Source organism: Gordoniibacillus kamchatkensis (assembly GCF_000829455.1).
Lineage (GTDB): Bacteria > Bacillota > Bacilli > Paenibacillales > NBRC-103111 > Gordoniibacillus > Gordoniibacillus kamchatkensis.
Map to the genome: position 1 here is coordinate 15,012 of NZ_JXAK01000006.1, position 25,421 is coordinate 40,432.

A 25,421-nucleotide genomic window follows, 5' to 3' on the forward strand; every position below is an offset into this window, starting at 1 on the left:
GATTTTTTTTCGTTCGGGAAAGGACTACCCGCCATGCTTTATACCGTGCAAGGAATCGTGCTGCGCACAACCGATTACGGCGAAGGCAACAAAATATTGCGCCTTCTTACCCGCGAAGCGGGCAAAGTCGGGGTGATGGCGCGCGGCGCCAAAAAGGTGAAAAGCCGGTTCGGCGCGGCGACGCAGCCGTTCACTTGCGGCGAATATGTCTATTTTAAATCAAGCGGGCTTGGCACGCTCAGTTCGGCGGAAATCACGTATGCCCATAACGGCTTGCACGAAGATTTGATGAAATCGGCTTACGCCTCGTACGTGGCGGAGATGGCAGACCGGATGCTGGAGGACGGGGAAGGCAGCGCAGCGCTTTACGACCAGCTGGCGGCGGCGCTCGCGGCGATCGAGGACGACAAAGACGCGCAGATCGTCGTACACATTTTCGAAATGCAGATGTTGAAAATGGCTGGCTATGCGCCTATTCTGGAGGAGTGCGTATCGTGCGGCAGCCGGACCGGTCCGTTTGCGTTCAGCGCGCAGCTCGGCGGTACGCTCTGTCCGCTCTGCTTGCACAAAGATGCGCAAGGCATCGCCCTGCCGGAAGGGGCGCTGAAATTGCTGCGTCTGTTCACCGGCGTCGATATACGCCGTCTCGGCGCGACTACGGTAAAATCGGAGACGAAAGCCGTGCTGAAGCAATGCATGCGGGCTTACATGGACGCGCATATCGGCATCGCCTGGAAGGCCCGGCATTTTCTCGACCAGATGGAGAAGTATCCGCTATCTTGACATGGGCACGCAACTTTGGTAATATACTATGAACGATGCAAGCGCCTCGTCTTTCGCGTCTTGGACAAGATGCGATTGGCGGGTTTTTTGTCATGCCGGTGCCGATTCGGAAGGGGGCTTCCATGGCAGCAAGCAATTTGAAAGTGTACGTCGTCTCCGACTCCGCCGGAGAAACGGGAGAGGCGGTCGTGCGCGCGGCGGCGACGCAGTTTCATCCGCAGCAGGTGGAAATTTTGCGGGTGCCGTTCGTGCAAGATCAGCGAACCGTCGACAAAGTGATCGCTGCCGCCAAGCTGGGCGGCGGAACGATTATGTTCACGCTCGTCGTTCCGGAGCTGCGCGACTATTTGGTATGGCAGGCGCAGGAGCACAACATCTCTTACGTCGACCTGTTGGGTCCGGTGCTCGCCTCGCTGGAGCGGACGACAGGCCGGGAGGCGCGGCATCAGCCGGGCATGCTCCATCGGCTTGACGAAAATTATTTCAAGAAGATGGAAGCGATCGAGTTCGCCGTCAATTATGACGACGGCCGCGATTTCAGCGGCGTGCTCAAAGCGGACATCGTGCTGGTCGGCGTGTCGCGGACGTCCAAGACGCCGCTGTCGATGTTTCTCGCCCACAAAAAATACAAGGTGGCGAACGTGCCGCTGGTGCCCGAGCTGCAGCCGCCGGAGTCGCTCTTCACCGTACCGAAGCATAAAGTGATCGGGCTCAAGATCGACCCGGCGAAGCTGAACCGCATTCGCGAGCAGCGCCTCAAAACGCTTGGTCTTGGGGCCAACGCGGGCTACGCCAACGTCGAGCGAATCCATATGGAACTCGAATACGCGGACAAAATTATGCGCCGTATCGGCTGCTTCGTGATCGACGTAACCGACCGGGCCGTCGAAGAGACGGCGAGCCTGGTGATGGAGCATATCGAATCGCGGACGATGCCGGCTACGTAGCAGGAGAGTCGGGCGCAGCAGGATTTTTTTGCAGCCGGCTCGTATATACTAGTACGGCGGCAGCTTACGGAAGCGGAGGAACGTATGGACGACAGCCGAATTTTCGTCGATGCCGACGCTTGTCCCGTCAAAGACGAAATAGCGGAGACGGCGCGGGCGTTCGATCGCTTGGCGGTGATGGTCGCTTCCCACGACCATAGGCTGGAGCCGCGGGAGGGCGTGCAGATCGTGCAGGTGGACCGGTCGGACCAGGCGGTCGATCTGTATATCGCCAACCACATTCGGCGGGGAGACGTGCTTGTCACCCAAGATTTCGGCCTCGCGGCGCTGGCGCTCGCCAAAGGGGCAGCCTGTCTCTCGACCCGCGGCCAGCGCTTCGAAGACGGCATGATCGATTATTTGCTCGAACGGCGCGGCGAAAGCGCCCGCAGGCGGCGGGGCGGACAGCGCACGAAAGGCCCGAAAGCCTTTACCGCCGGCGACCGGGAGCAGTTTCTACACGGTTTGACAAAACTTTTGCAGCAGCAGCAGGAGAATAAGTTATCGTAGCGAATAGTATTATGTGGTAATCAGAACGAAGGTGGTCAGGATGGGCAGCGGACGTATTCCGGACGATGTGATCGAAGCCGTGCTCAAGGCGCACGATATCGCGGACGTCGTCGGCAAGTACGTACACTTATCGAAGCAGGGGCATTACTTGAAAGGACTATGCCCTTTCCACTCGGAGAAAACCCCTTCCTTCACCGTCACTCCGCAGCGGCAAATATTTCATTGCTTCGGTTGCGGGGCGGGCGGCAATTCGATCCAATTCGTGATGCAAAAAGAAGGATTGACGTTCTCGGAAGCGGTGCGCCAGCTCGCGGAAGAAGCGGGAATCCCGATCGGTCAGGAAGATGCCAGCAGCGAACCTTCTCCCCAGCAGCAGGAACGGTCCGAGCTTCTGAAAGCCTACGAGCTCTCGGCGCGAGTTTACCGTTCCATCTTAATGAACACGGTGCAAGGCCGCGATGCGCTCGCTTACTTGCGCTCCCGGGGAATGTCTGACGAACTCATCGAGACGTTCCAGCTCGGCTATGCCCCGAATATGTGGGATGCGCTTGCGAAGCAGCTCGAGAAGAGCGGCTTTTTGCTTCCCTCAATGGAGCGCGGCGGGCTGCTGTCGGCGAAAGCGGACGGGCAAGGCTTCGTAGACAAATTCAGAGACCGCGTCATGATCCCGATCCACGATCCTAAAGGCCGCGTCATCGCCTTCGGCGGACGGGCTATGGGCGATGTCCAGCCCAAATATTTGAACAGCCCCGAAACGGCCCTGTTTCATAAGAGCCACAGCCTGTTCAATCTGCATCGGGCTCGGACGGATATTCGGAAGCGCGAGCAAATCGTGCTGTTCGAAGGATATTTCGATGTGATAAGGGCTTGGGATGCCGGCGTTCATCACGGCGTAGCCACGATGGGCACGGCGCTCACCGCCGAGCATGCGGAAGCGATCAAACGGCTGACAGGGGAAGCCGTCATTTGCTATGACGGCGATAGCGCCGGGCAAGCGGCAGCCTTCAAAAGCATCCCGCTGCTCGAGCAGGCCGGTCTGATCGTTAAAGTGGCGATGCTGCCGGACGGCAAAGACCCGGACGAGTACATCGCGGCCTTCGGCCCGGAGCGGTTCGTGCGCGAAGTGATCGAAGGAGCGGTCACTTCGACCAAGTTCCGTTTGCTGTACGCGCGGCGCAACTTCCGTTTGCAGGAAGAGGCCGACCGGCTCCGCTACTTGAGCGGAGCTGTCAAGCTTATTGCCGGCCTGCCGTCGCCGCTCGAGCGGGAACATTATTTGCGGGAACTCGCCTCGGAATTCGACGTATCGCTTGACGCGCTTAAGGCAGACGTTGCGGAACTGCTCTTGCGCCGCGAAAAATCGAAGCCAGCCGGGGATAATAATGCAAATCTGTGGAATAATGTAAGGAATAATGGGAAAGAAGCGGAACGCGTCCCGCCGCTTAAGCCCGCTTCCTATAATGCCGAGAGGCTGCTGCTCGCGGTTATGATGTACGACCGCGACGTCTGCAAGATCGTGGAGGAACGGCTCGGGGACGGTTTTATGATGGAGGCCCATGCAGTACTCGCTGCTTATTTATACTCTTTTTATGCGCAAGAACAAGAACCGAGCCTCAGCAAATACCTTGCCACGTTGCAGGATCCGGAGCTCAGCCGTCTTGCCAGCTCGATCGCGATGATCGGCTCCAGCCATGCGGTGAACGAACGCGTTATTGACGATTATATTTCGCAGATCAAGAAAGCTCCCTTGCAGCAGGAAATCAAGCGCAAAGAAGAAGAAGCGATTCACGCAGAACGTATGGGGGATCCGCTGCGTGCGGCACAAATCAGAATCGAGATGATAACCCTAGAAAAGCAGCTAAGAGCGTAGCGGCGTCCGGATTTCTAGGGAGGAGGGAGTTGGTACTATGGCGAACGATCAACGCACAGAGATGGAAACCGAGCTGACTTTGGAACAAGTAAAGGAACAGCTGATTGAACAAGGCAAGAAGCGCTCTTCTCTCACTTATAAAGATATTATGGAGAAGCTGGCGCCGTTCGATCAGGACCCGGAGCAGATCGACGAATTTTTTGAGCAGCTGTCCGAGATGGGCATAGACGTCGGCAACGAACCTGACGAGGAGGACGGCCCGCAGTTTAGCCGCGACGAAGGCGATCATGACGAATTCAGCTTCGACGACGATTTGACACTGCCTCCGGGCATTAAAATTAACGATCCGGTTCGCATGTACTTGAAGGAAATCGGCCGGGTGCCGCTGCTTTCGGCTGAAGACGAAATCGATCTGGCGAAGCGGATCGAGAACGGCGACGAAGAAGCGAAGCGCCGTCTCGCGGAAGCGAATTTGCGCCTCGTCGTCAGCATTGCCAAGCGCTATGTCGGCCGCGGCATGCTGTTCCTCGATTTGATTCAGGAAGGGAACATGGGCCTCATTAAGGCCGTTGAAAAATTCGACTTTACGAAGGGCTTCAAATTTTCCACGTACGCGACATGGTGGATTCGCCAGGCGATTACACGCGCGATTGCCGATCAGGCGAGAACGATTCGGATCCCCGTACATATGGTGGAGACGATCAACAAGCTGATCAGGGTGTCTAGGCAACTGCTGCAAGAGCTCGGGCGCGAGCCGACGCCGGAAGAAATCGCTAAAGAGATGGAGCTCAGCACGGATAAAGTAAGGGAAATTATGAAAATTGCCCAAGAGCCGGTGTCGCTGGAGACGCCGATCGGGGAAGAGGACGACTCGCACCTCGGCGACTTCATCGAGGATCAGGAAGCGCTCGCGCCTTCGGATGCGGCTGCATACGAGCTGCTGAAAGAGCAGCTGGAGGATGTGCTCGACACGCTTACGGAACGGGAGGAGAACGTGCTCCGGTTGCGTTTCGGATTGGACGACGGGCGTACCCGCACGCTGGAAGAAGTCGGCAAAGTGTTTGGCGTGACCCGCGAGCGGATTCGCCAGATCGAGGCCAAAGCGCTGCGCAAGCTGCGCCATCCAAGCCGCAGCAAGCGGTTGAAAGATTTTCTCGAATAAATTCATCAGCGTTAAGCTGCGACGCCTCCCGGTTAGTTCCGGGGGGTGTTTCTTTTGCCGCCGCCCTTTACATTCGTCACGCTGCCGCCGATATTGTAAGTAAGGATGGTGAACGTAGGAATGGAACAGGAAAAAAAGGCGATCGTCGTCAAGGAAATCGAGCATTGGCGGCGCAGCCGGCTGCTGCCCGAGCATTATTGCGACTTTTTGCTCAATCTGTATACGGAACAGGCAGGGCCCAAGCATGGCGGCGGTTCGTGGCTCGGCATGTCCTCTTCGGCCATAGTCGGCAGCTCATGGAGGAAATGGCTGCTCGCCGCGGCGGTTGTTTGCTTCGTATTATGGATTGGTCTTAATTTTACCTCTTTTGCCATTTCATTGCAAATCGGCATCGGCCTATTGACGCTGCTCAGCTGCTTTACGTTTGCGTACCGCTGCAGAAACGCCAGCCCGATCGTACCGAACGCGCTCGTCGGCGCCGGTTCTTTATTTTTGCTTCTGGTCGGTGTATATTTGATGAAGCTGAACGATGTGGCCGATCAAGACGTTTACGCCGCCTATGTCGCCGCAACGTGCGCGGTGTGGCTGCTGACAGGGCTCGTCGTACGAATGCCGATCTTTCATTTCAGCGGCTGGATGGGACTTGTCGGCAGCTACGGCTGGCTGCTCTACCGGGAATTCGGCGAACTGACGTGGCTGCCGCTGCAAATCAGCTGGTTGCCGCTGTGCGTATTGTTCGTGTGGGCAGGGTGGCTGCTTCATTTTCGCGCCAAGCGCGTCGGTTCGGTATTGTTCCTTGTCGCTGTCTCATCTGGTTCGTGCCCGAGGCATATGGCTTCGTCGTGCCGGTCGACATTGCGAAGGAAACGCTGCAGCTGTCGCTGCTAGGCAAAATAGCCGCAGGAGCAGTACTGCTGTTTTCGCTGCGGAAAAAATGGATAGAATGGGTTGCATGAAACCGATGATCAAGCTTTCGAAACGATTGCAGCAAATTGCCGACCTCGTGCCAAACGGCGCGAGGCTGGCGGATATCGGCTCCGATCATGCCTTGCTCCCGGTGCATCTTGCCGAGCGGGGCATGATTGCTTTTGCCGTTGCCGGGGAAGTGAACGAAGGGCCGCTGCGGGCCGCTTCCAAACAAGTATGCGAAGCCGGGCTGACGGAGCGCATCGACGTGCGTCTCGGGGACGGGCTCGCCGTCATTCGGCCGGGCGAAGTCGACGTCATTACGATCGCCGGCATGGGCGGCGCGCTGATCGTCTCCATTTTGTCGGCGGGGCTGCCTAAGCTGGAAGGAGTGCGGACGCTCATTTTGCAGCCGAACGTCGGCGAAGAGGCGGTTCGGCGCTGGCTCGTCGACCACGGCTGGTTTTTGGCGAAAGAGCATATTCTTGAAGAAGACGGCAAAATTTACGAAATTTTGACGGCGATGCGGGTTCCGAACGCCGAGAAGGCTAACGTCGAGCTTTACGCGCCGCGGCAGCTCGCTCCGTCAGTAACCGCCAGCCCCGACCGGCTGCTGCAGATGGGACCGTATTTGCTCGAGCAAGCATCGGACACGTTCATCCACAAATGGCTGCTCGAGCTCGAAAAGATGGAGCGCATTTGCGCGCAGCTCGCTTTGTCCGAAGCGGAAGCGTCGCGGCGCAAGGAAGCCGAGCTGCGCGAGTACATAGCGGAAACGGAGGACATACTGACATGCTTGCAAAAGGCCAAACGGTAATCCAGCTGTTCGAGGAATGGGTGCCGAAACATATTACCGCCATGCCCGACGACAAAATCGGCCTGCAGCTCGGCTCGCTGCAGAAGGAGATTAGCGGCGTCCTGACCGCTCTCGACGTAACGGAAGCGGTAGTGGAGGAGGCGATTCGGATCGGAGCGAATTTGATCATCGCCCACCACGCCATCATTTTTCGGCCGCTTGCCCATTTGCAGACCGACACGCCGGCGGGGCGGCTTTACGAGAAGCTGATCAAGCATGATATCGCCGTCTATATTGCGCATACGAATCTGGATGTGGCCTTCGGCGGGGTTAACGATATGCTCGCCGCGGCGCTCGGTATCGAGGTTTCGGGACATCTCGAAGACGTTCATACGGAGAAGCTGAAAAAACTCGTCGTATTCGTCCCGGAGAGCCATCATGAACAGGTGCTTACGGCCTTGTTTCGCGCCGGGGCGGGCTGGATCGGGAACTACAGCCACTGCTCGTTCAACATCGCGGGCACAGGCACGTTCTTGCCGCAGGAAGGGACCAACCCGTTCGTCGGCGAACCTGGCAAGCTTGAAAAGGTACAGGAGGTGCGGGTCGAAACTGTCGTCCCGGAAAGCGCCGAGCGCCGCGTCGTGCAGGCGATGCTAAAGGCGCATCCGTACGAAGAAGTGGCGTACGATTTGTATCCGATCGATTTGAAAGGCCGCACGATGGGCATCGGCCGGATCGGCAAGCTGGCGGAAGCGACGACGCTGGAGCAGTTCGCGGGCCACGTGAAGACGGCGCTGGACGTCCCGGCGGTGCGGGTCGTCGGCGATTTGCGGCGCGATGTGCGCAAAGTCGCCGTTCTCGGCGGATCGGGCGGGCGCTACGTGCGCCACGCCCAATTCGCCGGCGCCGACGTGCTCGTTACCGGCGATATCGACTACCATACGGCGCATGACGCAGTGGCGGCAGGCATGGCCATCGTCGATGCAGGCCACAACATCGAGAAAGTGATGAAGCAAGGCGTTGCCGATGTGCTGAGGGCCAAGCTGCAGGAGCGCGGCTATACGACTCCCGTGGAAGCGTCTACGGTTTCCACCGAGGTGTTTCATTTCTTGTGACGCAAGGCTGTCAAAGGCGTCATAGCCAGACCACCCGGTTTTTTACTTCTTTCGCTTTGTACATCGCCGCGTCGGCGCGCTTAACGAACGACTCGGAGGAGCTGTCTTCGCGCCGGTAAGCCGTAATTCCGATGCTAATGGATACGTGTACCTCCTTCCCGGCTTCCAACGCGACGCGCATGTGTTCGATCGCGCTTCGCAGACGCTCCGCAACGGCCAGTGCTTCCTTTTCGCCAGTCCCCGGCAATATAACGGCGAATTCTTCGCCTCCCCAGCGGCCGACGATGTCTCCTTTGCGCACATTGCTTCTGAGCGTGCAGGCAATTGCCCGCAGAACGGCATCGCCGGCCACATGCCCGTACCGGGAGTTATAGCTGCGAAAATCGTCCACGTCGATAACGGCGAGTGCAAGCGGCCGGCCGTTATCGTGCGCATCTTGCCAGATGCGGGCGATGCGCCGGAACAAATAGCGGCGATTAAACAGCTCCGTACCTTCATCACGGACGCTTTGCTCGTGCAGGACGGCGCTGTATGCCGTCATGGCGGCTCCGCACAGGGCGGCAATCCCTATGGCGCAGGCGACCCCGAAAGCAGGCAGGGCATGCTCCATGAGCAAAGCGCAGCACATCAAAAGCGCGCCTGCGCACGCGCCGAAAACAGCCGGACGAAGAGGGCAGTTCGCTTGGCTGCGGCCGCGCATAGCGTTAATTTTCCTCGACCCGGTCGTATTTGCGAAGCAAATCGGTTAACGCCTCACGAAGCAAGAACGATTCCTTCTTCTTCAACTTCTCGGACAGCAGCTTCAGTCTGCGCACCATCGTTGATGGGTAATAGCACGATTTCATCACCATCTCCTCGTTGGGTGGCAGCCCCACTTGATTTCGACCGTTTTCTTTGGCGCTATTCAGCGCTGCATCAGCCGCCCGCATGAGCGACGCGGCGTCTTTGGCGTCCCTCGGAAACTGCGCTACACCGGCAGTTATCGACACTTGATGCCCGCGATTTGCCGCCGAGCGGTATTTGTCTTGCGATGCGAAGGCGCTGGCCCGCACCGCTTCCATGCGCAGAAAAGCTTGCTCCAGGCTGACGCCGGGAAGGAGCACCGCATATTCGTCGCCGGACACCCGGTAAGACTGGCCCGGAAAATTGTCCCGCAGCAGCTCTGCGACGCCAACGAGCACACGGTCGCCTTCTTCGTGTCCGTACTTGTCGTTAATCTCCTCGAAGCGGTCAACATCGAGCAAAGTAAGCGCAACGATGTCTTCCTTGGCGATGGCTTCTTTAACGGCTAGCTCCAGTGCTTCTCTGGTAGGCAACCCGGTTAACGCATCATTTCGATGTGCAGGCGACAATGCAATCACTCTATATACATGATTAATGTTATATATATAAACGTATATAATATGAGTTCAGTATATTTGTAAACGAGGCGAATTGTCAATATATTCCTTCGCGAGAAAATTGGACATCTTGTCAACGATTAACGGTTGAATTCGCGTCTCGCGTCCTGTATACTAGCTACTAGTTTCGGAAAGTTTGACAGACAATCGCTGGCGGCTTCGGCCGCGAGAGGAAAGTCCGGGCTCCGTAGGGCAGGGTGCTGGATAACGTCCAGTCAGCGCGAGCTGAAGGATAGTGCCACAGAAACGGACCGCCGATGGCGCTTAGGCGCACAGGCAAGGGTGGAACCGTGGTGTAAGAGACCACGAGGGACGCTGGTGACTTCGTCCCTGGTAAACCCCACTCGGAGCAAGACCTAAGAGGAACGCACGCCCGCTTTGCGCGGGCACCCCTTGCCCGGGGCGCGTTCGGGTTGGTCGCTGGAGCCGTGCAGTAATGCACGGCCTAGATAGATGATTGTCGCTTCAATGGTGGCAGGGCTCACCCCCGTTACGACCACCGGAAGTACAGAACCCGGCTTATGGCAAACTTTCCACGACTCTAACAACGACAGGCCGCTTGCGCACCCCGAAAGGGTTGCCGCAAGCGGCCTTTTGCATGAGCGCTACTGTCGACAAGGGCGGTACTGCGGATTGGAATATGGGATTCCGGCTCCATTGAACTCGTGTTCCCTTGATTTGATCTTGCGGGAGGAACACGAGTTCAAAAGTCGCTACTCCATCCCAAATTCCATCCTACGTACCGCCCAGTCCAACAATCGATGTAGATTACCTTGCGGCTGCAATAGCGTACTTCTGTGAAATTTGCTGCAGCTGGCGGGTCGTCCATTGCGGCCAGTACGTCATCGAAAACTTGGCTTGCTGCGCCATCTGCACCGCTTTGACGACGTCGATGAGGCCGTAGCCGAAATACGGGTCTTTGCCCGGGGGACCGATGTCTTTGGCCGATTTGCGCATAATGTCCATCACTTCGGTGTTTTTCAGCAGCGGATTGGTGGAGCGGATGAGCGCCGCCAGCGCTGTGACGTGCGGACTTGCCATCGAGGTGCCGGACAACGCAGCATACTGGTTATGCATATACGTGCTGGCGATGCTGACGCCCGGCGCCGCGACATCGATATAATCGCCGTAGTTCGAAAAAGGCGCCTTGTTGTTATTCGAATCGCTCGCTGCGACGGCGAACACTTCCGGATAAGCCGCAGGATAGCCGGGACGATCCGTATTGTCGTTGCCGCTGGCGGCGATCAGGACGACGTCGTGGTCATACGCGTACTTGACGGCATCGTGCAAAAACTGCGCATCCGCATAGTTGCCTAGGCTCATGTTGATCACCTTGGCCCCGTGGTCGGTCGCCCAGATGACTCCTTGTGCAACGGCGTAAGTGCTGCCGGATCCGCTCGCGTCGAGCACTTTAACAGGCATTACGGGGTTGTACCACGTCATGCCGGCGACGCCAATGCCGTTGTTGACAAGCGCGGAAATGATGCCGGCGACATGCGTGCCGTGGCCGACGTCGTCCACCGGAGCGTTGTTTGGATTAACGACGTTATAGCCGGATACGAGGTTGCCTTGCAGGTCGGCATGGCCCAAGTCGACCCCGGTGTCGACAACCGCTACGGTTACGCTTTTATCTCCTTTATTGACTTGCCAGCCCGTAGTCGTGTCCGTAATCGGCAAGTTCCATTGATAACGCGAAAACAAATAGTCGTTCGGCACGATAGGGGCGATCCCGGCGCCCGTTACGTCATTGTCATTGCCATTGCCATTGTTGCTGTCGAAACCGTTATTGTCCGTCTCGTTCGTCATGTAGAAATAGTGAGGCTCGGCATAAGCGACGTCCCATTTTCGAAAATAGTCCATGAGCGCCTTGGCTTCCAGCTTTTCCGCACGGAACACGTACGTGTAGCCGAGCTTTTGGTAAGCCGCGGCGCCGATTTCGCGCTGAATTTGGCGCAGCTGCGCTTCCGTCGGGGTATTTTTGAAGCGGACGACGACTTCGTTTTGGTGATAATGGCTCGTGCCAGCCCGGTCGTCGGGAGTCAGCACGGCTTTATTGTTCAGCGTGTTCGCGTCCACCGACTGGATTTTCGGGTGGGATTCCGCCGGAAAAGGCTGCAGCCGCAAATTTTTTCGCTGGTGGTCGGCGACGTGCGCTAATATTTGCTGGTGTACGAGCCCTACAAGCGACCAGGTCCCGTCCGGCGAAGGTTGGCCGAGCACGAAATACGCTTCTTCGCCCTTCTCGATTTTCGGGGATTGATACGTCTGGCCGCGCAGCGCCGCTTCCTTTGCCGCTTTCATATACGTGCGGGCGGCTTGCTCGACGCCGCCGTCGACGGTGCCGACAGCGGTACCTTGCTCCAGCGCCTGCTCCCTTTTCGACCATACGAGACGGTCCATATGAGCGTGCTTGCTGCGCATATCTTCGAGCACCGCGCGCGCTTCGGAGCCGGTTTTCCCCTGCAGCTTTTGCACCGCATCGCGAAAATCAAGCGAACACTGCACCCGGCACAGCTCGTCGGTTCGCTGCACATCTTGCTGCACGAGCAAATGCTTGTCCGACGTTTCGGCGAGCGGATGGACGCGCGAATCGTTCGGATGATGGCGTCCGGCGACGAGCAGCAGGCCGAACGCGGCGATAACCGCCAGCGAAAGCACATAGCGCCACATGATGAGTCCTCCTCGGGCTTCGTTTTTGGGCCGTTAGCTCCTATTAGGGTTATTTGCTGGTAAATGATTTATGCACCTAGAGATTGAAGTTATTTTATGGTACGATAAGTGGAGTGATTGGTCGTTTATGAAGGAGGTCTTTGGGATATGGCTGTATTCAACGTAAAAAACACTTGTGAAACGACTCGCACGAAGCTGAAGGAAGCCATTGCCAAGCTTGAGCTTTTTTTAAACACGTATGCGTTGTCGCAGTTGAACGTAGAGAAAGATCCGGCGATGGACGAGTTTTACCGCGGGTATTTGTCCGACGCGCGGCATTTGCTCGTATTTTGTGAAGTCGCTTACGAGAAGCTCGGGGTATCGCTGCGCCGCCCGAATTTCAACGTCGATTATGCGGAGCGCACGTTATACGACGTCTACCATAATTGCGTCAGCAATTTCTTCTATCCGAAGAACGAATGCTACTCCGAAGACGGCCGCTACGCTTACACCGGCCAGGACGCTATCCGCTTCCGCAAAAAGCCGTCCCGCGAGGTGCGCGATTTGACGGTGGAGCTGTCCAAAATTTTCGAGGAAATGCGCGAGGACTTATCTTATTACGAGACGGACTACATCACGCAAAAAAGAATGCAAGGCGAACGGGTGTAAGCTTACCCGGCGCTGCAGTATAGCGGAGGCGAAGGATGCCGATTCGGCGTCCTTTTTCTTTTTTTCCCAGTAACGATCTGACAGGCTCTCCCGGGGATAGAAGCATGCTGCGGCGGGCACCTTGAGTAAGGGGTGATGCGAAAATGCCGCAAGTGAAATGCTCTGTAGCCAATTGCGCTTATTGGAAGCAAGACAACAGATGCGGGGCCGACCTGATCATGATCGATATCGACAAGCATGCGGACGCCGAATTCGACGCCGAATTTGCCGGCGAAGCTTTCGATTCCGACCATCAGGATGCGGCCGGCGCCAGTTCCGGAACTTGCTGCCATACGTTTACGCAGAAAAAGTAACGCTGGAGCGGGAGGAACCAACATGTACTCCGATTCGGACAAAAGAGAGTCCGAGCTGCCGCCGCGAATTCGCGGCAGGCTGCAGTTCGAGCAGGAAACCGGCGCCCGGCATGCGGACGAAGAATATGCGGCGGAGCTTGCTCCGCAGCCCGGAAGCTATGCGCCGCGGCAACCGGATGTGCGCGCCGGCGGCGAGGAAGAAGAGCGGGACGGACCGCTGGAAACGATCGGTGCGCTCGTGGCGGACGAGGGAGAAGTCGTCGCGGCAAACAGATCGCTAGGCATCGTCGCAGTTGTGCTCGCGGCGATCTCGCTCTTTTTCCTGCCGGCGATACTCGGCCCCGCTGCCGTCGTTGTCGGCTTTGCTGCTTACGTCCGCGGCAATCGCGCCCTCGGCATGTGGTCGATGGCGCTCGGATTGCTTGCGGTTGCTGCCTACTACGTCCTTGTTCCTTATTACACGTAATCACAAGCAGGTGCGGCGCTCCTTTTCCGGGAGCGTCTTTTTTCAGTAGTCACCGCAGGCCGGGCGTGGTAAAATGGAAATCGTACATAACCAGGTTCCACTCGATGGAAGCTTGCGCAAGCATCGAGCGGGGCACAAGGGAAGACAAGCTTCCAAGTTGGGGGACGTGCGCGTGAACATCGATTCGAGCACGATCAAGCAATTGCTGCAGCTTCAGCTGCTTAATCAGATGGATTTGATTACTTCCGGTTCCGGTTCGGATGGCGGAACGAACGACGATAGTCTGGATTTCGCGGGAATGCTGCAAAGCTTGTTGTCCGGCGCCGGAGCGAACGGAGCGGGTTTTGCCGGAACAGGCTCGAATGCAGGCTCTGCGCTTTCGGCTCTTGCCGCCATGGGGCGGGCGGGTATGATAGGTCCGTCCGTCATAAGCGGGATGAGCGGTGAACTACGATTATCCGGCCTTGCGGCTTCGCCGTACGCGGCATACGCTGCGGCCGGCGCCGCCAAGCCCGCTATCGGCCGCGGCCGAGCCGGATTTGGCGGCGATACGGCTGCCGGCAATGCGTCCGGCTACGATCGGCTCATCGCCCAGGCAAGCGCGGCTTTCGGCGTTGAACCTAGCCTCGTGAAAGCGGTCATACATCAGGAATCATCCTTCAATCCGAATGCCGTTTCTTCGGCCGGCGCGAAAGGCTTAATGCAGCTTATGGACGATACGGGCGAAGGACTCGGCGTGACCGATCCGTTCGACCCGCAGCAAAACGTAGTGGCCGGAACCCAATTTCTTTCCTACTTGCTGCGCAAATACAAAGGCAACGAAAGCGTCGCATTAGCCGCTTACAATGCCGGTCCGGGGCGGATCGACAAGCTCGGCATCCGCACGGATGCGGAATTGAACGAGAAGCTGCACTTGTTGCCGCAGGAGACGCAGCAATACGTAAGACGAGTGCTAGGTTTGAAAGATCAATACGCGGCGGCGAATTAAAGAGGCTGTCCCGGCGGCAGAGGCGTCTGCTTGCGGGACGGCCTTTTTCTCGGTTAGAAAGCAAAAACTATGTATGGCGGATTTCACGGCCGGGCAATGTGTCCGATGCCGTATCTCAAGCTTGAATTAGTGGCCAGGCGCATCAAAATGTATGGCGACTCAAAATCCGTCTCCTTATGTAATTTGGCAGGATTATTCAGGCTGCCCGAGAAAGGCGGAGCGGGGAGCGTAGCGAGCGCCTTTGAAATATGTTCCCACCATGTTTTATTCAATTTTCGAGGGAAACACGTGTGTGGGTGGAGCCTGAGTCCCCCCATTCCCAGCCCGCAGTGAAGCCTTACTTGCTCGGGAAGTCTGGTTATTCGGCATAGAGAACAGGTTCTCTATGCAAAGTCATACCGGGCGTTATTAGTCGCCGATTTGACTCGATGAACATAGAGAGACCGAATGTTCCATGAATAGCGACGAAAATTCGCATAGAACGACCTTTGATGCGCTAACGACCGCTTGTTTCATTTTAGCTCAATTACAGCGCCCGTAAAGTCTCTGTTTAGAGAACACGGGCTTTATTGCATCGGCCCGTAGCGCCAGTTTCGGAACACGACCTGAAATCGGAGGAGACTTGAGCCAACTTAAGGTGTCACTGGCTTGACATGTAAGATCAGTGGCGAGAAACGAAACCGGCCGGCTTTGTTCCTGCATCAAAACTTAAAAGCGACTTAGTTCGATGGCGTTACTGGGGCGTTTAGTTGGGGATGCAAAGCAGGGAAATATGCCCAATGCATTTTACCTCCAGTTAAGGGCTGGTAAGCCAGGCGTCCCACTGGAAAGCCGCTGTACTTGCTACGTCGGAAGCGATGCCTGAGCCTTACCGGCAACAGCTGGCTCACCAAATAGCTTGAATATAGCGGCGCTGTTGAAGAGGCCGTCAAGCGCCGTCCGCGGCTTGTATTCGAACCCGAATTGCGTTTAAATGAATGAAGGCTGAGCGTATAGCTGGTTAAATCAGCCTGCCCAATAAAGGCGGAGCGGAGGAATTTCGAAAGCGGAGCGCGCGTTTGCACTCGTGTTCCCGCCATATTTGCAATTCCGGGGAACGGGGTGCGGTTGAAGCCGGAGCTCCGCATTCCCAATCCGCTGCGCAGCCATACTTTGCCGGGCAGCCTGGACACCGCCAGCTAATCGTAAAGGAGGATAATGGTATGCTGTATTTGGATTACGCCGCGACAACGCCGCCTTATCCCGAGGTGGTGGAGGCGGTTCGCGAAGTGATGGTCCGGTTTTACGGAAATCCGTCGTCGATTCATCGCATTGGCATGGAAGCGGAGCGGCTTGTCATACAATCTAGAGAGACGATTGCCGGCATTTTGCGCGTAAAGCCGGCCGAGCTTATCTTTACGTCTTGCGGCACGGAAAGCAACAATTTGGCGGTCAAAGGCGCGGCGCTGGCAGCCCGCAACCGCGGCAACCATATGATTACGACACCGATTGAGCACGCATCGGTCAGCGAATCGGTTCGCCAGCTGGAGTCGCTCGGGTTCCGGATCACGGTCGTCCCTGTTGACGAAAGCGGCGCAGTGCGGCTGGACAAGCTGGAGGAAGCGCTTGACGCCGAGACGGTGCTGGTCAGCGTCATGCATGTAAACAACGAGATGGGGCGCATCCAGCCGATTGCCGACGTTGCGCGGCTCTTGAAAGCTTATCCCGCGGCCTTGCTGCACGTCGACGGGGTGCAGAGCGTTGGCAAGCTGCCGTTTAGTCCGGCTGAGCTCGGCATCGATCTGCTCTCCGCGTCGGCCCATAAATTCCGCGGTCCGAAGGGCGCCGGCTTTCTGTACTGCCGCGAGGGAGTACGGCTCGAGCCGCTGCTCGCCGGCGGCGGGCAAGAAGGAGGCTCGCGCTCCGGCACCGAGAACGTGCCGCTCATTGTCGGCATGGCCAAAGCGCTGCGCATGGCGACGGACCGATTGGACGATGCTATAGAGAGAAAGCGCCTGTTCCGGGCCGTGCTTGCCGAAGGCATCGCTTCCATACCGGAGCTGCGCTTGACGGGCCCGACCGACGGCGAAGGCATGGCCCCGCATATCGTCCATTTGACGTTTCCAGGCATGAAGTCGGAGGTTGTCGTTCATGCACTCGAACGGCACGGTTATTTTATTTCTACGAAGTCGGCCTGTTCTTCCGGCGAAGAGAAGCCGAGCGGGACGCTGCTGGCGATGGGGTTCGACAAGCCGCGGGCGGTCAGCGGCCTGCGCATCAGCTATCCTGAAGATTACACGGAGGATGACGCCCGCCGGTTCGTAACGGCGCTGCGGGACGTTGTCGCCGAGCTTCGGCCGATGATCCGCAAAAGCAAGCAAGCAGGAGGGAGCCCCCGATGAAGCCTGACGTCGTTATTGCCCGCTTCGGCGAGCTTACGCTCAAAGGGCGCAACCGTTCCCGCTTCGAAAAACGGGTGCTCGCGCAGCTGCAGAGCTTGCTGGCGAATGTGCCGCAGCTTCGCTTCGTGCCGGAATTCGGCCGAATTTACGTGGAGCTGCACGGCGCCTCGGCCGAACCGGTGGCTGCCGCTCTGGACAAAGTGTTCGGACTGTATTCGTACAGTCCGGCTTTCGTAGCTTCGCTCGAGCTCGAGGCGATACAGGAGAAAGCGGCCGCCATGTTCGCCGCGCTGCCGCAGCGGCCGCGCACGTTCAAAGTTGCCGTGCGGCGGGCGAACCGCGCTTTTCCGATCGATTCGCAGCGCATGAACGAGCTGCTCGGCGGATACGTGCTGGATCATACTCCCGGCTTGGCGGTCGACGTCAAGAGCCCGGAGACGGTGCTGCACGTTGAACTGCGCGAGACGAGGGCGCTGCTCTATACGGACGTCGTGGAAGGGACCGGCGGTTATCCGTATGGCGTCAGCGGCAAAGCGATGCTGATGCTGTCGGGAGGCATCGATTCCCCGGTAGCCGGATGGCTGGCGATGCGACGCGGTCTCGAGGTCGAGGCCGTGCATTTTCACAGCTTTCCGTTCACGAGCGAGCGGGCGAAGGAGAAGGTCGCCGACTTGGCGCGCGTCCTGGCGCAATACTCCGGCGGGCTGAAGCTGCATATGGTGCCGTTCACGGAGCTGCAGACGAAGGTGCACGAAGCGTACAGCGGCAATTTGCTTGTAACGGTGCTGCGCCGCGCCATGCTGCGCATTACGGAGAGACTTGCCGAGCGGGAAAAGGCTCTTGCCGTCGTGACCGGCGAAAGCCTCGGACAAGTGGCCAGCCAGACGCTGCCGGGGCTTAACGCCAGCAGACGCGCCGTGCAGCTGCCCATATTGCAGCCGCTCATCATGACGGACAAGCGGGATATTATCCGCATGGCGCAGCAAATAGGGACGTATCCGATCTCGATATTGCCGTACGAGGACTGCTGCACCTTGTTCGTTCCGCCTTCGCCGAGCACAAATCCGAATATGCGGGTGGTGGAAGCGATCGAGCACCGCATGCCGTGGCTGCCGGAGCTGATCGAGCAAGCTGCCGCCGGCACGGAAACGATGACGGTAACGGCGCAGCGGCAAACGGACGAGCTCGCGCATTTATTTTGAGCGGAGTTGAAACTTGACCGCGGGTTTGTACGTATCGTATCGGGTTGATGTTTGGTTAGAGAGGGGAACTGCTTTATGGACGTGGTGCAATTTTTATGGTTGTTCTTGCAAATTTTGCTGATCAACATCGTACTCAGCGGGGACAATGCGGTCGTCATCGCCATGGCCAGCAAAAATCTTCCCGCCGAGCAGCGCCGCCAAGCCATTTGGTGGGGGACGGCCGGAGCGATCGGACTGCGGCTCGTGCTGACGCTGATCGCCGTCTTCGTGCTCGGAATACCTTATATCCAGGCTGCCGGCTCCCTGCTGCTGCTATGGATTGCGGTGAAGCTGCTGATCGACGACGAAGGCGAGGCGCACGTGAAGCAAGCTTCTACGCTGCCGAAAGCAGTATGGACGATCATCGTCGCCGACTTCGTCATGAGTCTCGATAACGTATTGGCGATCGCCGCCAAAGCGGGGAACAACGTATTCGTCATCATTCTCGGCATCGGGGTCAGCATTCCGATCATCATCTGGGGCAGCACGCTCGTCATGAAGCTGCTTCACAAATACCCGATCTTCATCTATTTGGGAGCCGCCATTCTCGGTTACACCGCAGGTGAGATGTTCGTGAACGACGAAGAAATGCACCGCCTGTTCCTGCATGACGACTCTCCGCTGCACTGGATCATTCCGGTCTTGACAACCATTTTTGTCGTGGCCGCAGGCCTCGGCAAAAAGCTGACAGCCCGCCGTACCGCCTGAGGGCAAGCCTTGGCTCCCTCTAGCAATTTTCTCCAAGTTGAGCTACACTACAATGTAGAAAGCTGTCGAACGGCATGGCCGAGGCGACGGCACCGGGAGGGATTGCGATGAATCGAAACAACGTATCCGTAGGCGTGCTGCTCATTGCGGTGGCCGTCATCCTGCTGCTCGGTAAGATAGGCGTATTCGGCTTCCTGGGAAGCTTGTTGTGGCCGCTGCTCGTGCTCGCTCCCGGCGTCGTCCTGCATATGCTGTATTTCAATCGCGTGCTACCGCCCGGAGTCCTTGTGCCCGGAGGCATTCTGGTCACGTATTCGCTCATGTTTTTGTTCTGCAACGTGTTCGGCTGGGGCGCGATGTCGTACATATGGCCTGGCTTCATTTTCGGCGTGGCGGTCGGCTTGTACGAGCTGTACTTTTTTGAGCGGCGCGACCGCGGAGCGCTAACGGCTTCGGTCATTTTGACGGCGGTCTCCGCGCTGTTGTTCGGGATGGCTGTGCTGGCCAAGCTCGGCGTTTACTTCATCGTCATCGTGCTCGTGATCGCCGGGCTGCTGCTCATTTGGCGCCGACCGCGAGCTTGGTAGACGCTCACGCAAGCCGCGGGGCGTCGTCCGTTGTTGCTTTTTGGCGCGGCTCCACGTATAATGGACACAGATATAGAAAGAAAGCGTCGGAAACTGTCCGACGCTTATTTCATGAAATGGAGAGGAATCGTAAACCTTATGCATGCCAGAGACAAAATTCGCAATATAGCCATCATCGCCCACGTCGACCACGGCAAAACGACGCTTGTCGACCAACTGCTGAAGCAATCCGGCGCGTTCCGCGAGCACGAAGCGGTGCAGGAGCGGGCGATGGACTCCAACGATTTGGAGCGCGAGCGCGGCATTACGATTTTGGCCAAAAACACGGCCATTCAGTATAAAGACTTTTTCATCAACATCGTCGATACGCCGGGACACGCCGACTTCGGCGGCGAAGTGGAGCGCATTATGAAAATGGTCGACGGCGTGCTGCTGATCGTCGACGCTTTCGAAGGCACGATGCCGCAGACGAAGTTCGTGCTGCGCAAAGCGCTGGAAGCGAATTTGACGCCGATCGTCGTCGTCAACAAGATCGACCGCCCGAACGCCCGCCCGGCGGAAGTGCTCGACGAAGTGCTTGATCTGTTCATCGAGCTGGGCGCGAACGACGAGCAACTCGATTTTCCGGTCGTGTACGCGTCCGGCCTGATGGGCACGTCCAGCCTCGAGCCGGAGCCGGAAAAGCAGCAAAGCACGATGCAGCCGCTGTATGACACGATCGTCTCGCACATTCCGGCGCCGACGGAAAGCACGGAAGAGCCGCTGCAGTTCCTCGTCACGCTGATGGACTACAACGACTATCTCGGCCGGATCGGCATCGGGCGCGTGAACCGGGGCGTCATTAAAGCCGGGCAGTCCGTGGCCGTCATTACGCGCGAAGGGCAAACGAAGCAGGCGCGCATCGAGAAGCTGTTCGGCTTCCAGGGGCTGAAGCGCGTCGAGATCGAAGCGGCCGGAGCGGGCGACATTATTGCGATCGCCGGCATTAAAGAGATCAACATCGGCGAGACGATCGCCGACCCTGCCAACCCGGAGCCGCTGCCGGTGCTTAAGATCGACGAACCGACGCTGCAGATGACGTTCCTCGTCAACAACTCGCCGTTCGCCGGCCGCGAAGGCAAATGGGTAACGTCGCGCAAGCTGCGCGAGCGGTTGTTCAAGGAGCTGGAAACGGACGTCGCCCTGCGCGTCGACGAGACCGATTCGCCGGATGCGTTCATCGTCTCCGGCCGCGGCGAGCTGCACCTCGGCATCCTGCTGGAGAACATGCGCCGCGAAGGATACGAGCTGCAAGTGTCGAAGCCGGAAGTGATCATTAAAGTGATCGACGGGCAAAAAATGGAGCCGATCGAGCGCCTCCTCATCGACGTACCGGAAGAAAGCATGGGCGCCGTGATGGAAAGCCTCGGCACGCGCAAAGCCGAAATGGTCAACATGATCAACCAAGGGACGGGCAGCGTGCGCATTGAATTTCTTATTCCGGCGCGCGGCCTGATCGGCTACCGTACGCATTTTCTGACGCTGACGAAAGGATACGGCACGATGAACAGCGCGTTCGACAGCTACGGGCCGTATCAAGGCAGCGGTGTCGGAGGCCGCCACGAAGGCGTGCTGGTCGCGAGCGAATCGGGAACGGCGACGATGTACGGCATTTTGTCGGTTGAAGACCGCGGCATTCTGTTCGTGCATCCGGGCACCGAAGTGTACGAAGGCATGATCGTCGGCGAGCATAACCGCGATAACGACATTATCGTGAACATTTGCAAGGAGAAGGCGCTCACCAACGTGCGCTCGGCAACGAAAGAAGAAACGGTGAAGATGAAGACGCCGCGCATTTACTCGCTGGAAGCGGCGCTCGAATATTTGAACGACGACGAATACTGCGAAATTACGCCGAAATCGATCCGCCTGCGCAAAAAAATATTGAACAAAGGCGAGCGCGAGCGCGCCGAGAAGCAGCGGAAAATGGCGGAAGCGGGCGTATAACGCAAGGCGCGGGGAGGAAGCCCTAGATGACCGATTGGTTCCGCGACCATACGCTCATCACCTATTTGCTCATTTTCGTCATGGTGGCGTATGTGTACCATAAAGTGTTTGCGACGCGGCGGCTGCCGATCTTGAAGCTGATCGTCGTATATGCGGCGATGGCGGTCGGCTGCTACTTGCTGCTCATTTTTCAGCTGTTCGGGCTGCCGATCGTGCTGTGCATTGCCGTCGCCTTGTTCCTGATGCTGCTCACGCGCGTGCGGGCATACGCCGAGAAGCGGCAGCGGGGCGACTCGTCGCAATCATAATGGCAAAGGGGGAGGGGCATGTCGCACTTTTGGCTGACGCCGGTGACGACCGCCCCTTTCGTCGTTCTCGGAGACGAAAGGGTGCAAGCGGAAAGCGGCGCGGCAGAGGCGTTTCGCAAGCGGCTGCATGCCGTTCACCCATGGCTGCTGCCGCTGTTTAAAGCACGGCTGCTGGCGGGGGAGAGCGAGGCGGCGCACGGCGGTTCCGCCTGTGGCGCCGCGGACGGATCCATCCCCTCGCTTGCCGTTTCGGGGCCGATTATATTTGGAAGCGGCCACCACACGCTGTCGCATTGCGGCGAAGCGTTTTTCGAGCGGCTCCTCGCACCGGCGGATGCGCTGGCGCTGGCCAGCTCGCTGGCTGGCGCGCTGGCGGGGCGGGAGCGAACGTGGCTGGACGCGATGTGCCGCTGGTGGCGGCAGGAGCGTTTTGTCGTGCTGTTCGGGGAATGAATGACGAGGTCCGATGGTGAGGAGGAAGTAGGATGAGGCTGCAGGACGCTTTGTTTAATTTGCTGCAGATCCGCCTGGTTGCGGAAGCGCGTCCGGACGACAACGCGGCGCGGGAGACGCTCGATTTTTTCGGGCAAATTTTGCGCGAAGACCATCATTTGTCGCATGTTGAGGTGGCGGCTGTGGACGAAACGATGATTCATGTGAAATATACGGCGGACGGCAAGACGAAAACCGAGCTGTTCGACCGCGAGCATGCGGAGCGGCTTCTCGCCGATATCGAGGCGAATCCGAAATACAACTGAGTGGAAATCCCGAAAGCGACATAAGTTCGGCAAAGCGGCGATACAATAGGATAAACTTGCTTGCTTGGCGGGCTTCGGATGGTGGATGCCCGCCACATCCTATGCTATACTTGAAGCGCAAGGAACCTTTGCCTTACTCATTTTTCCCGACGGGGGGGCCTTGATCCTATGGCAGAAACGATCACAGCTTTGCCTGAGCCACTTGTCGCCGCCTTGCGGAAAGAGAAACTGGTACTGCTCGGCACGATCGATGCGGATACGGGAGGGCCTGCTGTGTCGGCGCTTTCCTGGGTATACGCGGTGGATGCCGCGCGCGTCCGGTTCGCCATCGACGGCAGATCGCGCCTCGTCGCGAACATAAAAGCCAATCCGAACGTGACGCTTACGCTCATCGGCGAAGGCTCGGTCCATGCCGTTTACGGCAGTGCAAACATCGTGTCGGAACGGCTGGAAGACGTGCCTTTTGCCCTGGTCTGCATCGAGGTCACGGTCCAAGCGGTGCGGGACGCGATGTTTTACGGCGCGCGCATCAGCACTGAGCCGGAATACGAGAAAACGTACGACATCCGCGCCGCCAAGAAGCTGGACGGACAAGTGTTTGCCGCTATGAAAAAAACCTAGGTATGCCAAACGGCATGCCTGGCTTTTGCCATATTGCGCGATTTGCCTCAATGTCCGGCATTCGGGTTGTTCGCGTAGTCGCTTGTGCCGCCCTGTACCGCATCGCGCGGCGCATCGGGAGCCGGACGGCGCAAATCTTCCGGCATCTGCGGAATAATGCGGCCGATAATGTCCGCCATCTCTTCCGCAAATCCGGTTACCGTTCGTCCTTGCCGCGCCTTGTCGCGAATATTCCGCAGCCGCTGGCCCAGATCCATGTCGGCGGTCACGATCGCATTCGCGCCGTAAGGATCTTTGCGCAGCGCTTCGGCGACCGAATATTTGATCGTGCCGATTTTGGATCTATCCATATTTGGCCCCACGTCTATGCCGATGACCGCCGTGTTTCCAAACACGACGCAGTTGGCGGCGTGCACGCCCGGTACGCTTAGCGCCAGCTGCTCCATTCGGTTCTGCACTTCCGCGGGATTCGCAATCTCCCGCTTCGCCGGGGCGCTCTGCTGTACGCGGACGTTGTTCTGATTCGATGCCTGAGAGGGGGAAGCGCCGTTACCCTGTTGATTGCTGCAACCGACGAATACGGACAACATCATGACCGCCGCAAGTAACCGTCGCACATTCATCTTCCTTTCGTACCATGACATTTCGCCGATAGTTTGTCCTTTCGTGTACCGATCTATGTAAATCGGACATCCAATCGCCAAACCTGGGAGGGAGCTCGGATGAGAAAAATTTATGTGCTCGATACGAACGTACTGCTTCAAGATCCGAACGCCATCTTTGCTTTCGAGGACAACGATGTGATCATCCCTGCGGTGGTGCTGGAGGAAATCGATTCGAAGAAGCGCAACGCGGACGAACTCGGACGCAATGCGAGGCACGTATCGCGGCTGCTGGACGGGTTGAGGGCGAAGGGGAGACTGCATGACGGGATCCCGCTGGAAGGAGGCGGCAAGCTGAAGGTGGAGCTTAATCACCGCAGCTTCGCCAAAATGCAAGACGTATTCGCCGAGCTGACGAACGACAACCGCATTCTCGCCGTAGCGCTCAATTACTTTGCCGAGGAGCAAGCCAAACCCGAACCGTGCCCGGTCGTGCTGGTCAGCAAGGATACGCTGGTACGGATTAAGGCCGACGTGCTCGGGCTGCCGGCGCAAGACTATTTGACGGACCGGATCGTCCCCGGAGCGAGCGATTTGTACGCCGGCTTCGTCACCGTCCATGCACATCCCGGCGTCATCGACGAATTTTATTCGTACCGGCAGCTTGGCGTCGGTTCGCTGGGCCTCGGGTTTGCGCTCAATCCGCACGAGTTTGTCATATTGCGAGACGAGCTCGGCACGTCGAAGTCTGCGCTGCTCAAAGTGAACGCCGACGGCAAAAAGCTGGAGCCGCTGTACCTCAGCAACGAACCGGTGTGGGGCATCGCCGCCCGCAACGCCCAACAGCGCATGGCGCTCGAGCTGCTGCTGAACGACGACATTCCGCTCGTGACGCTGTCCGGCAAGGCGGGCACCGGCAAGACGCTGCTCACTTTGGCGGCCGGGCTCATGAAAGTGGAAGACGAACATAAGTACAAAAAGCTGCTCATCGCCCGTCCTGTCGTCCCGATGGGGAAAGATATCGGCTATTTGCCGGGGGAGAAAGAAGAGAAGCTCCGGCCTTGGATGCAGCCGATTTACGATAATCTCGAGTATTTGTTCGATACGAAAAAGCAGGGCGATATCGAGAAAATTTTGGCCGGGCTCGGCTCGATTCAAGTGGAGGCGCTAACTTACATTCGCGGTCGCTCCATCCCCGGCCAATTCATTATTATCGACGAGGCGCAAAACTTGTCCAAGCACGAAATCAAGACGATCGTATCGCGCGTCGGCGAAGGCAGCAAAATTGTCCTGCTCGGCGACCCCGAACAGATCGATCACCCGTACCTCGATGCGACGAGCAACGGGCTCTCCTACGTGGTGGAACGGTTCAAGCAGGAAAAAATCGCCGGCCACGTAACGCTCGAGCGCGGCGAACGGTCGCATCTGGCGCAGCTTGCGGCGGATTTGCTGTAAGGCGAGGGGCAAGGGGAGGCTCCCGTCGCCCGACTAAAAATGCTTCAGTAATTGCGCTAACGCAATTTCTGAGGCGATCATCGTGAAAAATGCGTCCGCAGTTGCCCAAAAGGCAATTGCG

General features: G+C 57.9%; 26 protein-coding genes and 1 other RNA gene. 23 read left to right on the forward strand and 4 right to left on the reverse strand.

What is annotated here, in order from left to right; translation table 11 throughout:
- The first annotated feature begins 33 nt into the window (after positions 1-33).
- The 8 genes from recO (at position 34) to SD70_RS04885 (ending at position 8,128) form a co-directional block, all read left to right on the forward strand.
- Positions 34-783 (forward strand): DNA repair protein RecO, encoded by a 750-nt coding sequence (recO, locus tag SD70_RS04850; protein WP_041046193.1) that lies wholly within the window; start codon positions 34-36, stop codon positions 781-783.
- A 122-nt stretch (positions 784-905) separates the two neighbouring features.
- Positions 906-1,730: a pyruvate, water dikinase regulatory protein gene (locus tag SD70_RS04855; RefSeq protein WP_041046357.1), complete on the forward strand. Its 825-nt coding sequence runs from the start codon at positions 906-908 to the stop codon at positions 1,728-1,730.
- An 84-nt stretch (positions 1,731-1,814) separates the two neighbouring features.
- Positions 1,815-2,279 carry a DUF188 domain-containing protein gene (locus SD70_RS04860; RefSeq protein ID WP_041046195.1) on the forward strand — a complete coding sequence of 155 codons (465 nt, stop codon included), beginning with the start codon at positions 1,815-1,817 and terminating at the stop codon, positions 2,277-2,279.
- Between the two features lie 40 nt (positions 2,280-2,319).
- Positions 2,320-4,149 (forward strand): DNA primase, encoded by a 1,830-nt coding sequence (gene dnaG / locus SD70_RS04865; protein WP_041046197.1) that lies wholly within the window; start codon positions 2,320-2,322, stop codon positions 4,147-4,149.
- A 37-nt stretch (positions 4,150-4,186) separates the two neighbouring features.
- Positions 4,187-5,311, forward strand: coding sequence for an RNA polymerase sigma factor RpoD (gene rpoD / locus SD70_RS04870; protein ID WP_041046199.1), 1,125 nt, complete (start codon positions 4,187-4,189; stop codon positions 5,309-5,311).
- A 120-nt stretch (positions 5,312-5,431) separates the two neighbouring features.
- Positions 5,432-6,199 carry a hypothetical protein gene (locus SD70_RS04875; protein ID WP_052487062.1) on the forward strand — a complete coding sequence of 256 codons (768 nt, stop codon included), beginning with the start codon at positions 5,432-5,434 and terminating at the stop codon, positions 6,197-6,199.
- A 73-nt stretch (positions 6,200-6,272) separates the two neighbouring features.
- Positions 6,273-7,034, forward strand: coding sequence for a tRNA (adenine(22)-N(1))-methyltransferase (locus tag SD70_RS04880; RefSeq protein ID WP_041046359.1), 762 nt, complete (start codon positions 6,273-6,275; stop codon positions 7,032-7,034).
- Positions 7,010-8,128, forward strand: a complete 1,119-nt coding sequence (locus SD70_RS04885; RefSeq protein WP_041046201.1) for a Nif3-like dinuclear metal center hexameric protein — start codon at positions 7,010-7,012, stop codon at positions 8,126-8,128. Before SD70_RS04880 ends, SD70_RS04885 begins: the two co-directional genes overlap by 25 nt.
- A 19-nt stretch (positions 8,129-8,147) precedes the next feature.
- Here SD70_RS04885 and SD70_RS04890 read toward each other — a convergent pair whose 3' ends face one another.
- Together SD70_RS04890 and SD70_RS04895 are read right to left on the reverse strand one after the other, a co-directional pair.
- Positions 8,148-8,828 carry a GGDEF domain-containing protein gene (locus SD70_RS04890; RefSeq protein ID WP_052487063.1) on the reverse strand — a complete coding sequence of 227 codons (681 nt, stop codon included), beginning with the start codon at positions 8,826-8,828 and terminating at the stop codon, positions 8,148-8,150.
- 4 nt (positions 8,829-8,832) lie between these two features.
- The gene (locus tag SD70_RS04895) at positions 8,833-9,489 is read right to left on the reverse strand and encodes a GGDEF domain-containing protein (protein ID WP_269432421.1); all 657 of its coding nucleotides are present in this window, start codon (positions 9,487-9,489) and stop codon (positions 8,833-8,835) included.
- Positions 9,490-9,659: 170 nt separating this feature from the next.
- On the opposite strand from SD70_RS04895, the gene rnpB reads away from it, so the two are divergent.
- Positions 9,660-10,065: RNase P RNA component class A (gene rnpB / locus SD70_RS32880), an RNA gene on the forward strand.
- A gap of 231 nt (positions 10,066-10,296) precedes the next feature.
- Here rnpB and SD70_RS04900 read toward each other — a convergent pair.
- Positions 10,297-12,198 carry a S8 family peptidase gene (locus tag SD70_RS04900; RefSeq protein WP_041046205.1) on the reverse strand — a complete coding sequence of 634 codons (1,902 nt, stop codon included), beginning with the start codon at positions 12,196-12,198 and terminating at the stop codon, positions 10,297-10,299.
- Between the two features lie 147 nt (positions 12,199-12,345).
- Here SD70_RS04900 and SD70_RS04905 point away from each other — a divergent pair, with 147 nt between their 5' ends.
- The 13 genes from SD70_RS04905 (at position 12,346) to SD70_RS04965 (ending at position 23,243) form a co-directional block, all read left to right on the forward strand.
- Entirely contained in the window at positions 12,346-12,846 is a 501-nt protein-coding gene (locus SD70_RS04905; protein ID WP_041046207.1) for a YpuI family protein, read from the forward strand.
- Between the two features lie 143 nt (positions 12,847-12,989).
- Positions 12,990-13,199: a DUF1540 domain-containing protein gene (locus SD70_RS04910; RefSeq protein ID WP_041046209.1), complete on the forward strand. Its 210-nt coding sequence runs from the start codon at positions 12,990-12,992 to the stop codon at positions 13,197-13,199.
- A gap of 22 nt (positions 13,200-13,221) precedes the next feature.
- Positions 13,222-13,665, forward strand: a complete 444-nt coding sequence (locus SD70_RS32855) for a hypothetical protein (protein WP_052487064.1) — start codon at positions 13,222-13,224, stop codon at positions 13,663-13,665.
- A gap of 172 nt (positions 13,666-13,837) precedes the next feature.
- Positions 13,838-14,653, forward strand: coding sequence for a lytic transglycosylase domain-containing protein (locus tag SD70_RS04920; protein ID WP_041046365.1), 816 nt, complete (start codon positions 13,838-13,840; stop codon positions 14,651-14,653).
- A gap of 1,202 nt (positions 14,654-15,855) precedes the next feature.
- Positions 15,856-17,034, forward strand: a complete 1,179-nt coding sequence (locus tag SD70_RS04925) for a cysteine desulfurase family protein (protein WP_041046211.1) — start codon at positions 15,856-15,858, stop codon at positions 17,032-17,034.
- Entirely contained in the window at positions 17,031-18,236 is a 1,206-nt protein-coding gene (thiI, locus tag SD70_RS04930) for a tRNA uracil 4-sulfurtransferase ThiI (RefSeq protein WP_041046213.1), read from the forward strand. Before SD70_RS04925 ends, thiI begins: the two co-directional genes overlap by 4 nt.
- Before the next feature lie 75 nt (positions 18,237-18,311).
- Positions 18,312-18,983, forward strand: coding sequence for a TerC family protein (locus SD70_RS04935; RefSeq protein WP_082053143.1), 672 nt, complete (start codon positions 18,312-18,314; stop codon positions 18,981-18,983).
- Between the two features lie 107 nt (positions 18,984-19,090).
- Positions 19,091-19,570: a hypothetical protein gene (locus SD70_RS04940; protein ID WP_041046215.1), complete on the forward strand. Its 480-nt coding sequence runs from the start codon at positions 19,091-19,093 to the stop codon at positions 19,568-19,570.
- A gap of 138 nt (positions 19,571-19,708) precedes the next feature.
- Positions 19,709-21,556 carry a translational GTPase TypA gene (gene typA, locus SD70_RS04945; protein WP_041046217.1) on the forward strand — a complete coding sequence of 616 codons (1,848 nt, stop codon included), beginning with the start codon at positions 19,709-19,711 and terminating at the stop codon, positions 21,554-21,556.
- 26 nt (positions 21,557-21,582) lie between these two features.
- On the forward strand, positions 21,583-21,864 hold the full coding sequence (locus SD70_RS04950; RefSeq protein ID WP_041046219.1) for a YlaH-like family protein: 282 nt from the start codon (positions 21,583-21,585) through the stop codon (positions 21,862-21,864).
- Positions 21,865-21,882: 18 nt separating this feature from the next.
- Complete coding sequence (locus SD70_RS04955; RefSeq protein WP_041046221.1) at positions 21,883-22,317, forward strand: hypothetical protein; 435 nt, start codon at positions 21,883-21,885, stop codon at positions 22,315-22,317.
- 32 nt (positions 22,318-22,349) lie between these two features.
- On the forward strand, positions 22,350-22,622 hold the full coding sequence (locus tag SD70_RS04960; protein WP_041046223.1) for a hypothetical protein: 273 nt from the start codon (positions 22,350-22,352) through the stop codon (positions 22,620-22,622).
- Between the two features lie 168 nt (positions 22,623-22,790).
- Positions 22,791-23,243: a pyridoxamine 5'-phosphate oxidase family protein gene (locus SD70_RS04965; RefSeq protein ID WP_041046225.1), complete on the forward strand. Its 453-nt coding sequence runs from the start codon at positions 22,791-22,793 to the stop codon at positions 23,241-23,243.
- Positions 23,244-23,290: 47 nt separating this feature from the next.
- Here SD70_RS04965 and SD70_RS04970 read toward each other — a convergent pair whose 3' ends face one another.
- Positions 23,291-23,860 (reverse strand): YhcN/YlaJ family sporulation lipoprotein, encoded by a 570-nt coding sequence (locus tag SD70_RS04970; RefSeq protein WP_041046227.1) that lies wholly within the window; start codon positions 23,858-23,860, stop codon positions 23,291-23,293.
- A gap of 105 nt (positions 23,861-23,965) precedes the next feature.
- On the opposite strand from SD70_RS04970, the gene SD70_RS04975 reads away from it, so the two are divergent.
- Positions 23,966-25,300, forward strand: coding sequence for a PhoH family protein (locus SD70_RS04975; RefSeq protein WP_041046229.1), 1,335 nt, complete (start codon positions 23,966-23,968; stop codon positions 25,298-25,300).
- The last annotated feature ends 121 nt before the right edge of the window (positions 25,301-25,421 follow it).

Bases quoted from the DNA above. Each gene is read 5' to 3' on its own strand.
- recO (WP_041046193.1), top strand. From the start codon at position 34: ATGCTTTATACCGTGCAAGGAATCGTGCTGCGCACAACCGATTACGGC.
- SD70_RS04855 (WP_041046357.1), top strand. From the start codon at position 906: ATGGCAGCAAGCAATTTGAAAGTGTACGTCGTCTCCGACTCCGCCGGA.
- SD70_RS04860 (WP_041046195.1), top strand. From the start codon at position 1,815: ATGGACGACAGCCGAATTTTCGTCGATGCCGACGCTTGTCCCGTCAAA.
- dnaG (WP_041046197.1), top strand. From the start codon at position 2,320: ATGGGCAGCGGACGTATTCCGGACGATGTGATCGAAGCCGTGCTCAAG.
- rpoD (WP_041046199.1), top strand. From the start codon at position 4,187: ATGGCGAACGATCAACGCACAGAGATGGAAACCGAGCTGACTTTGGAA.
- SD70_RS04875 (WP_052487062.1), top strand. From the start codon at position 5,432: ATGGAACAGGAAAAAAAGGCGATCGTCGTCAAGGAAATCGAGCATTGG.
- SD70_RS04880 (WP_041046359.1), top strand. From the start codon at position 6,273: ATGATCAAGCTTTCGAAACGATTGCAGCAAATTGCCGACCTCGTGCCA.
- SD70_RS04885 (WP_041046201.1), top strand. From the start codon at position 7,010: ATGCTTGCAAAAGGCCAAACGGTAATCCAGCTGTTCGAGGAATGGGTG.
- SD70_RS04890 (WP_052487063.1), bottom strand. From the start codon at position 8,828: ATGCGCGGCCGCAGCCAAGCGAACTGCCCTCTTCGTCCGGCTGTTTTC.
- SD70_RS04900 (WP_041046205.1), bottom strand. From the start codon at position 12,198: ATGTGGCGCTATGTGCTTTCGCTGGCGGTTATCGCCGCGTTCGGCCTG.
- SD70_RS04905 (WP_041046207.1), top strand. From the start codon at position 12,346: ATGGCTGTATTCAACGTAAAAAACACTTGTGAAACGACTCGCACGAAG.
- SD70_RS04910 (WP_041046209.1), top strand. From the start codon at position 12,990: ATGCCGCAAGTGAAATGCTCTGTAGCCAATTGCGCTTATTGGAAGCAA.
- SD70_RS32855 (WP_052487064.1), top strand. From the start codon at position 13,222: ATGTACTCCGATTCGGACAAAAGAGAGTCCGAGCTGCCGCCGCGAATT.
- SD70_RS04925 (WP_041046211.1), top strand. From the start codon at position 15,856: ATGCTGTATTTGGATTACGCCGCGACAACGCCGCCTTATCCCGAGGTG.
- thiI (WP_041046213.1), top strand. From the start codon at position 17,031: ATGAAGCCTGACGTCGTTATTGCCCGCTTCGGCGAGCTTACGCTCAAA.
- SD70_RS04935 (WP_082053143.1), top strand. From the start codon at position 18,312: ATGGACGTGGTGCAATTTTTATGGTTGTTCTTGCAAATTTTGCTGATC.
- SD70_RS04940 (WP_041046215.1), top strand. From the start codon at position 19,091: ATGAATCGAAACAACGTATCCGTAGGCGTGCTGCTCATTGCGGTGGCC.
- typA (WP_041046217.1), top strand. From the start codon at position 19,709: ATGCATGCCAGAGACAAAATTCGCAATATAGCCATCATCGCCCACGTC.
- SD70_RS04950 (WP_041046219.1), top strand. From the start codon at position 21,583: ATGACCGATTGGTTCCGCGACCATACGCTCATCACCTATTTGCTCATT.
- SD70_RS04955 (WP_041046221.1), top strand. From the start codon at position 21,883: ATGTCGCACTTTTGGCTGACGCCGGTGACGACCGCCCCTTTCGTCGTT.
- SD70_RS04960 (WP_041046223.1), top strand. From the start codon at position 22,350: ATGAGGCTGCAGGACGCTTTGTTTAATTTGCTGCAGATCCGCCTGGTT.
- SD70_RS04965 (WP_041046225.1), top strand. From the start codon at position 22,791: ATGGCAGAAACGATCACAGCTTTGCCTGAGCCACTTGTCGCCGCCTTG.
- SD70_RS04975 (WP_041046229.1), top strand. From the start codon at position 23,966: ATGAGAAAAATTTATGTGCTCGATACGAACGTACTGCTTCAAGATCCG.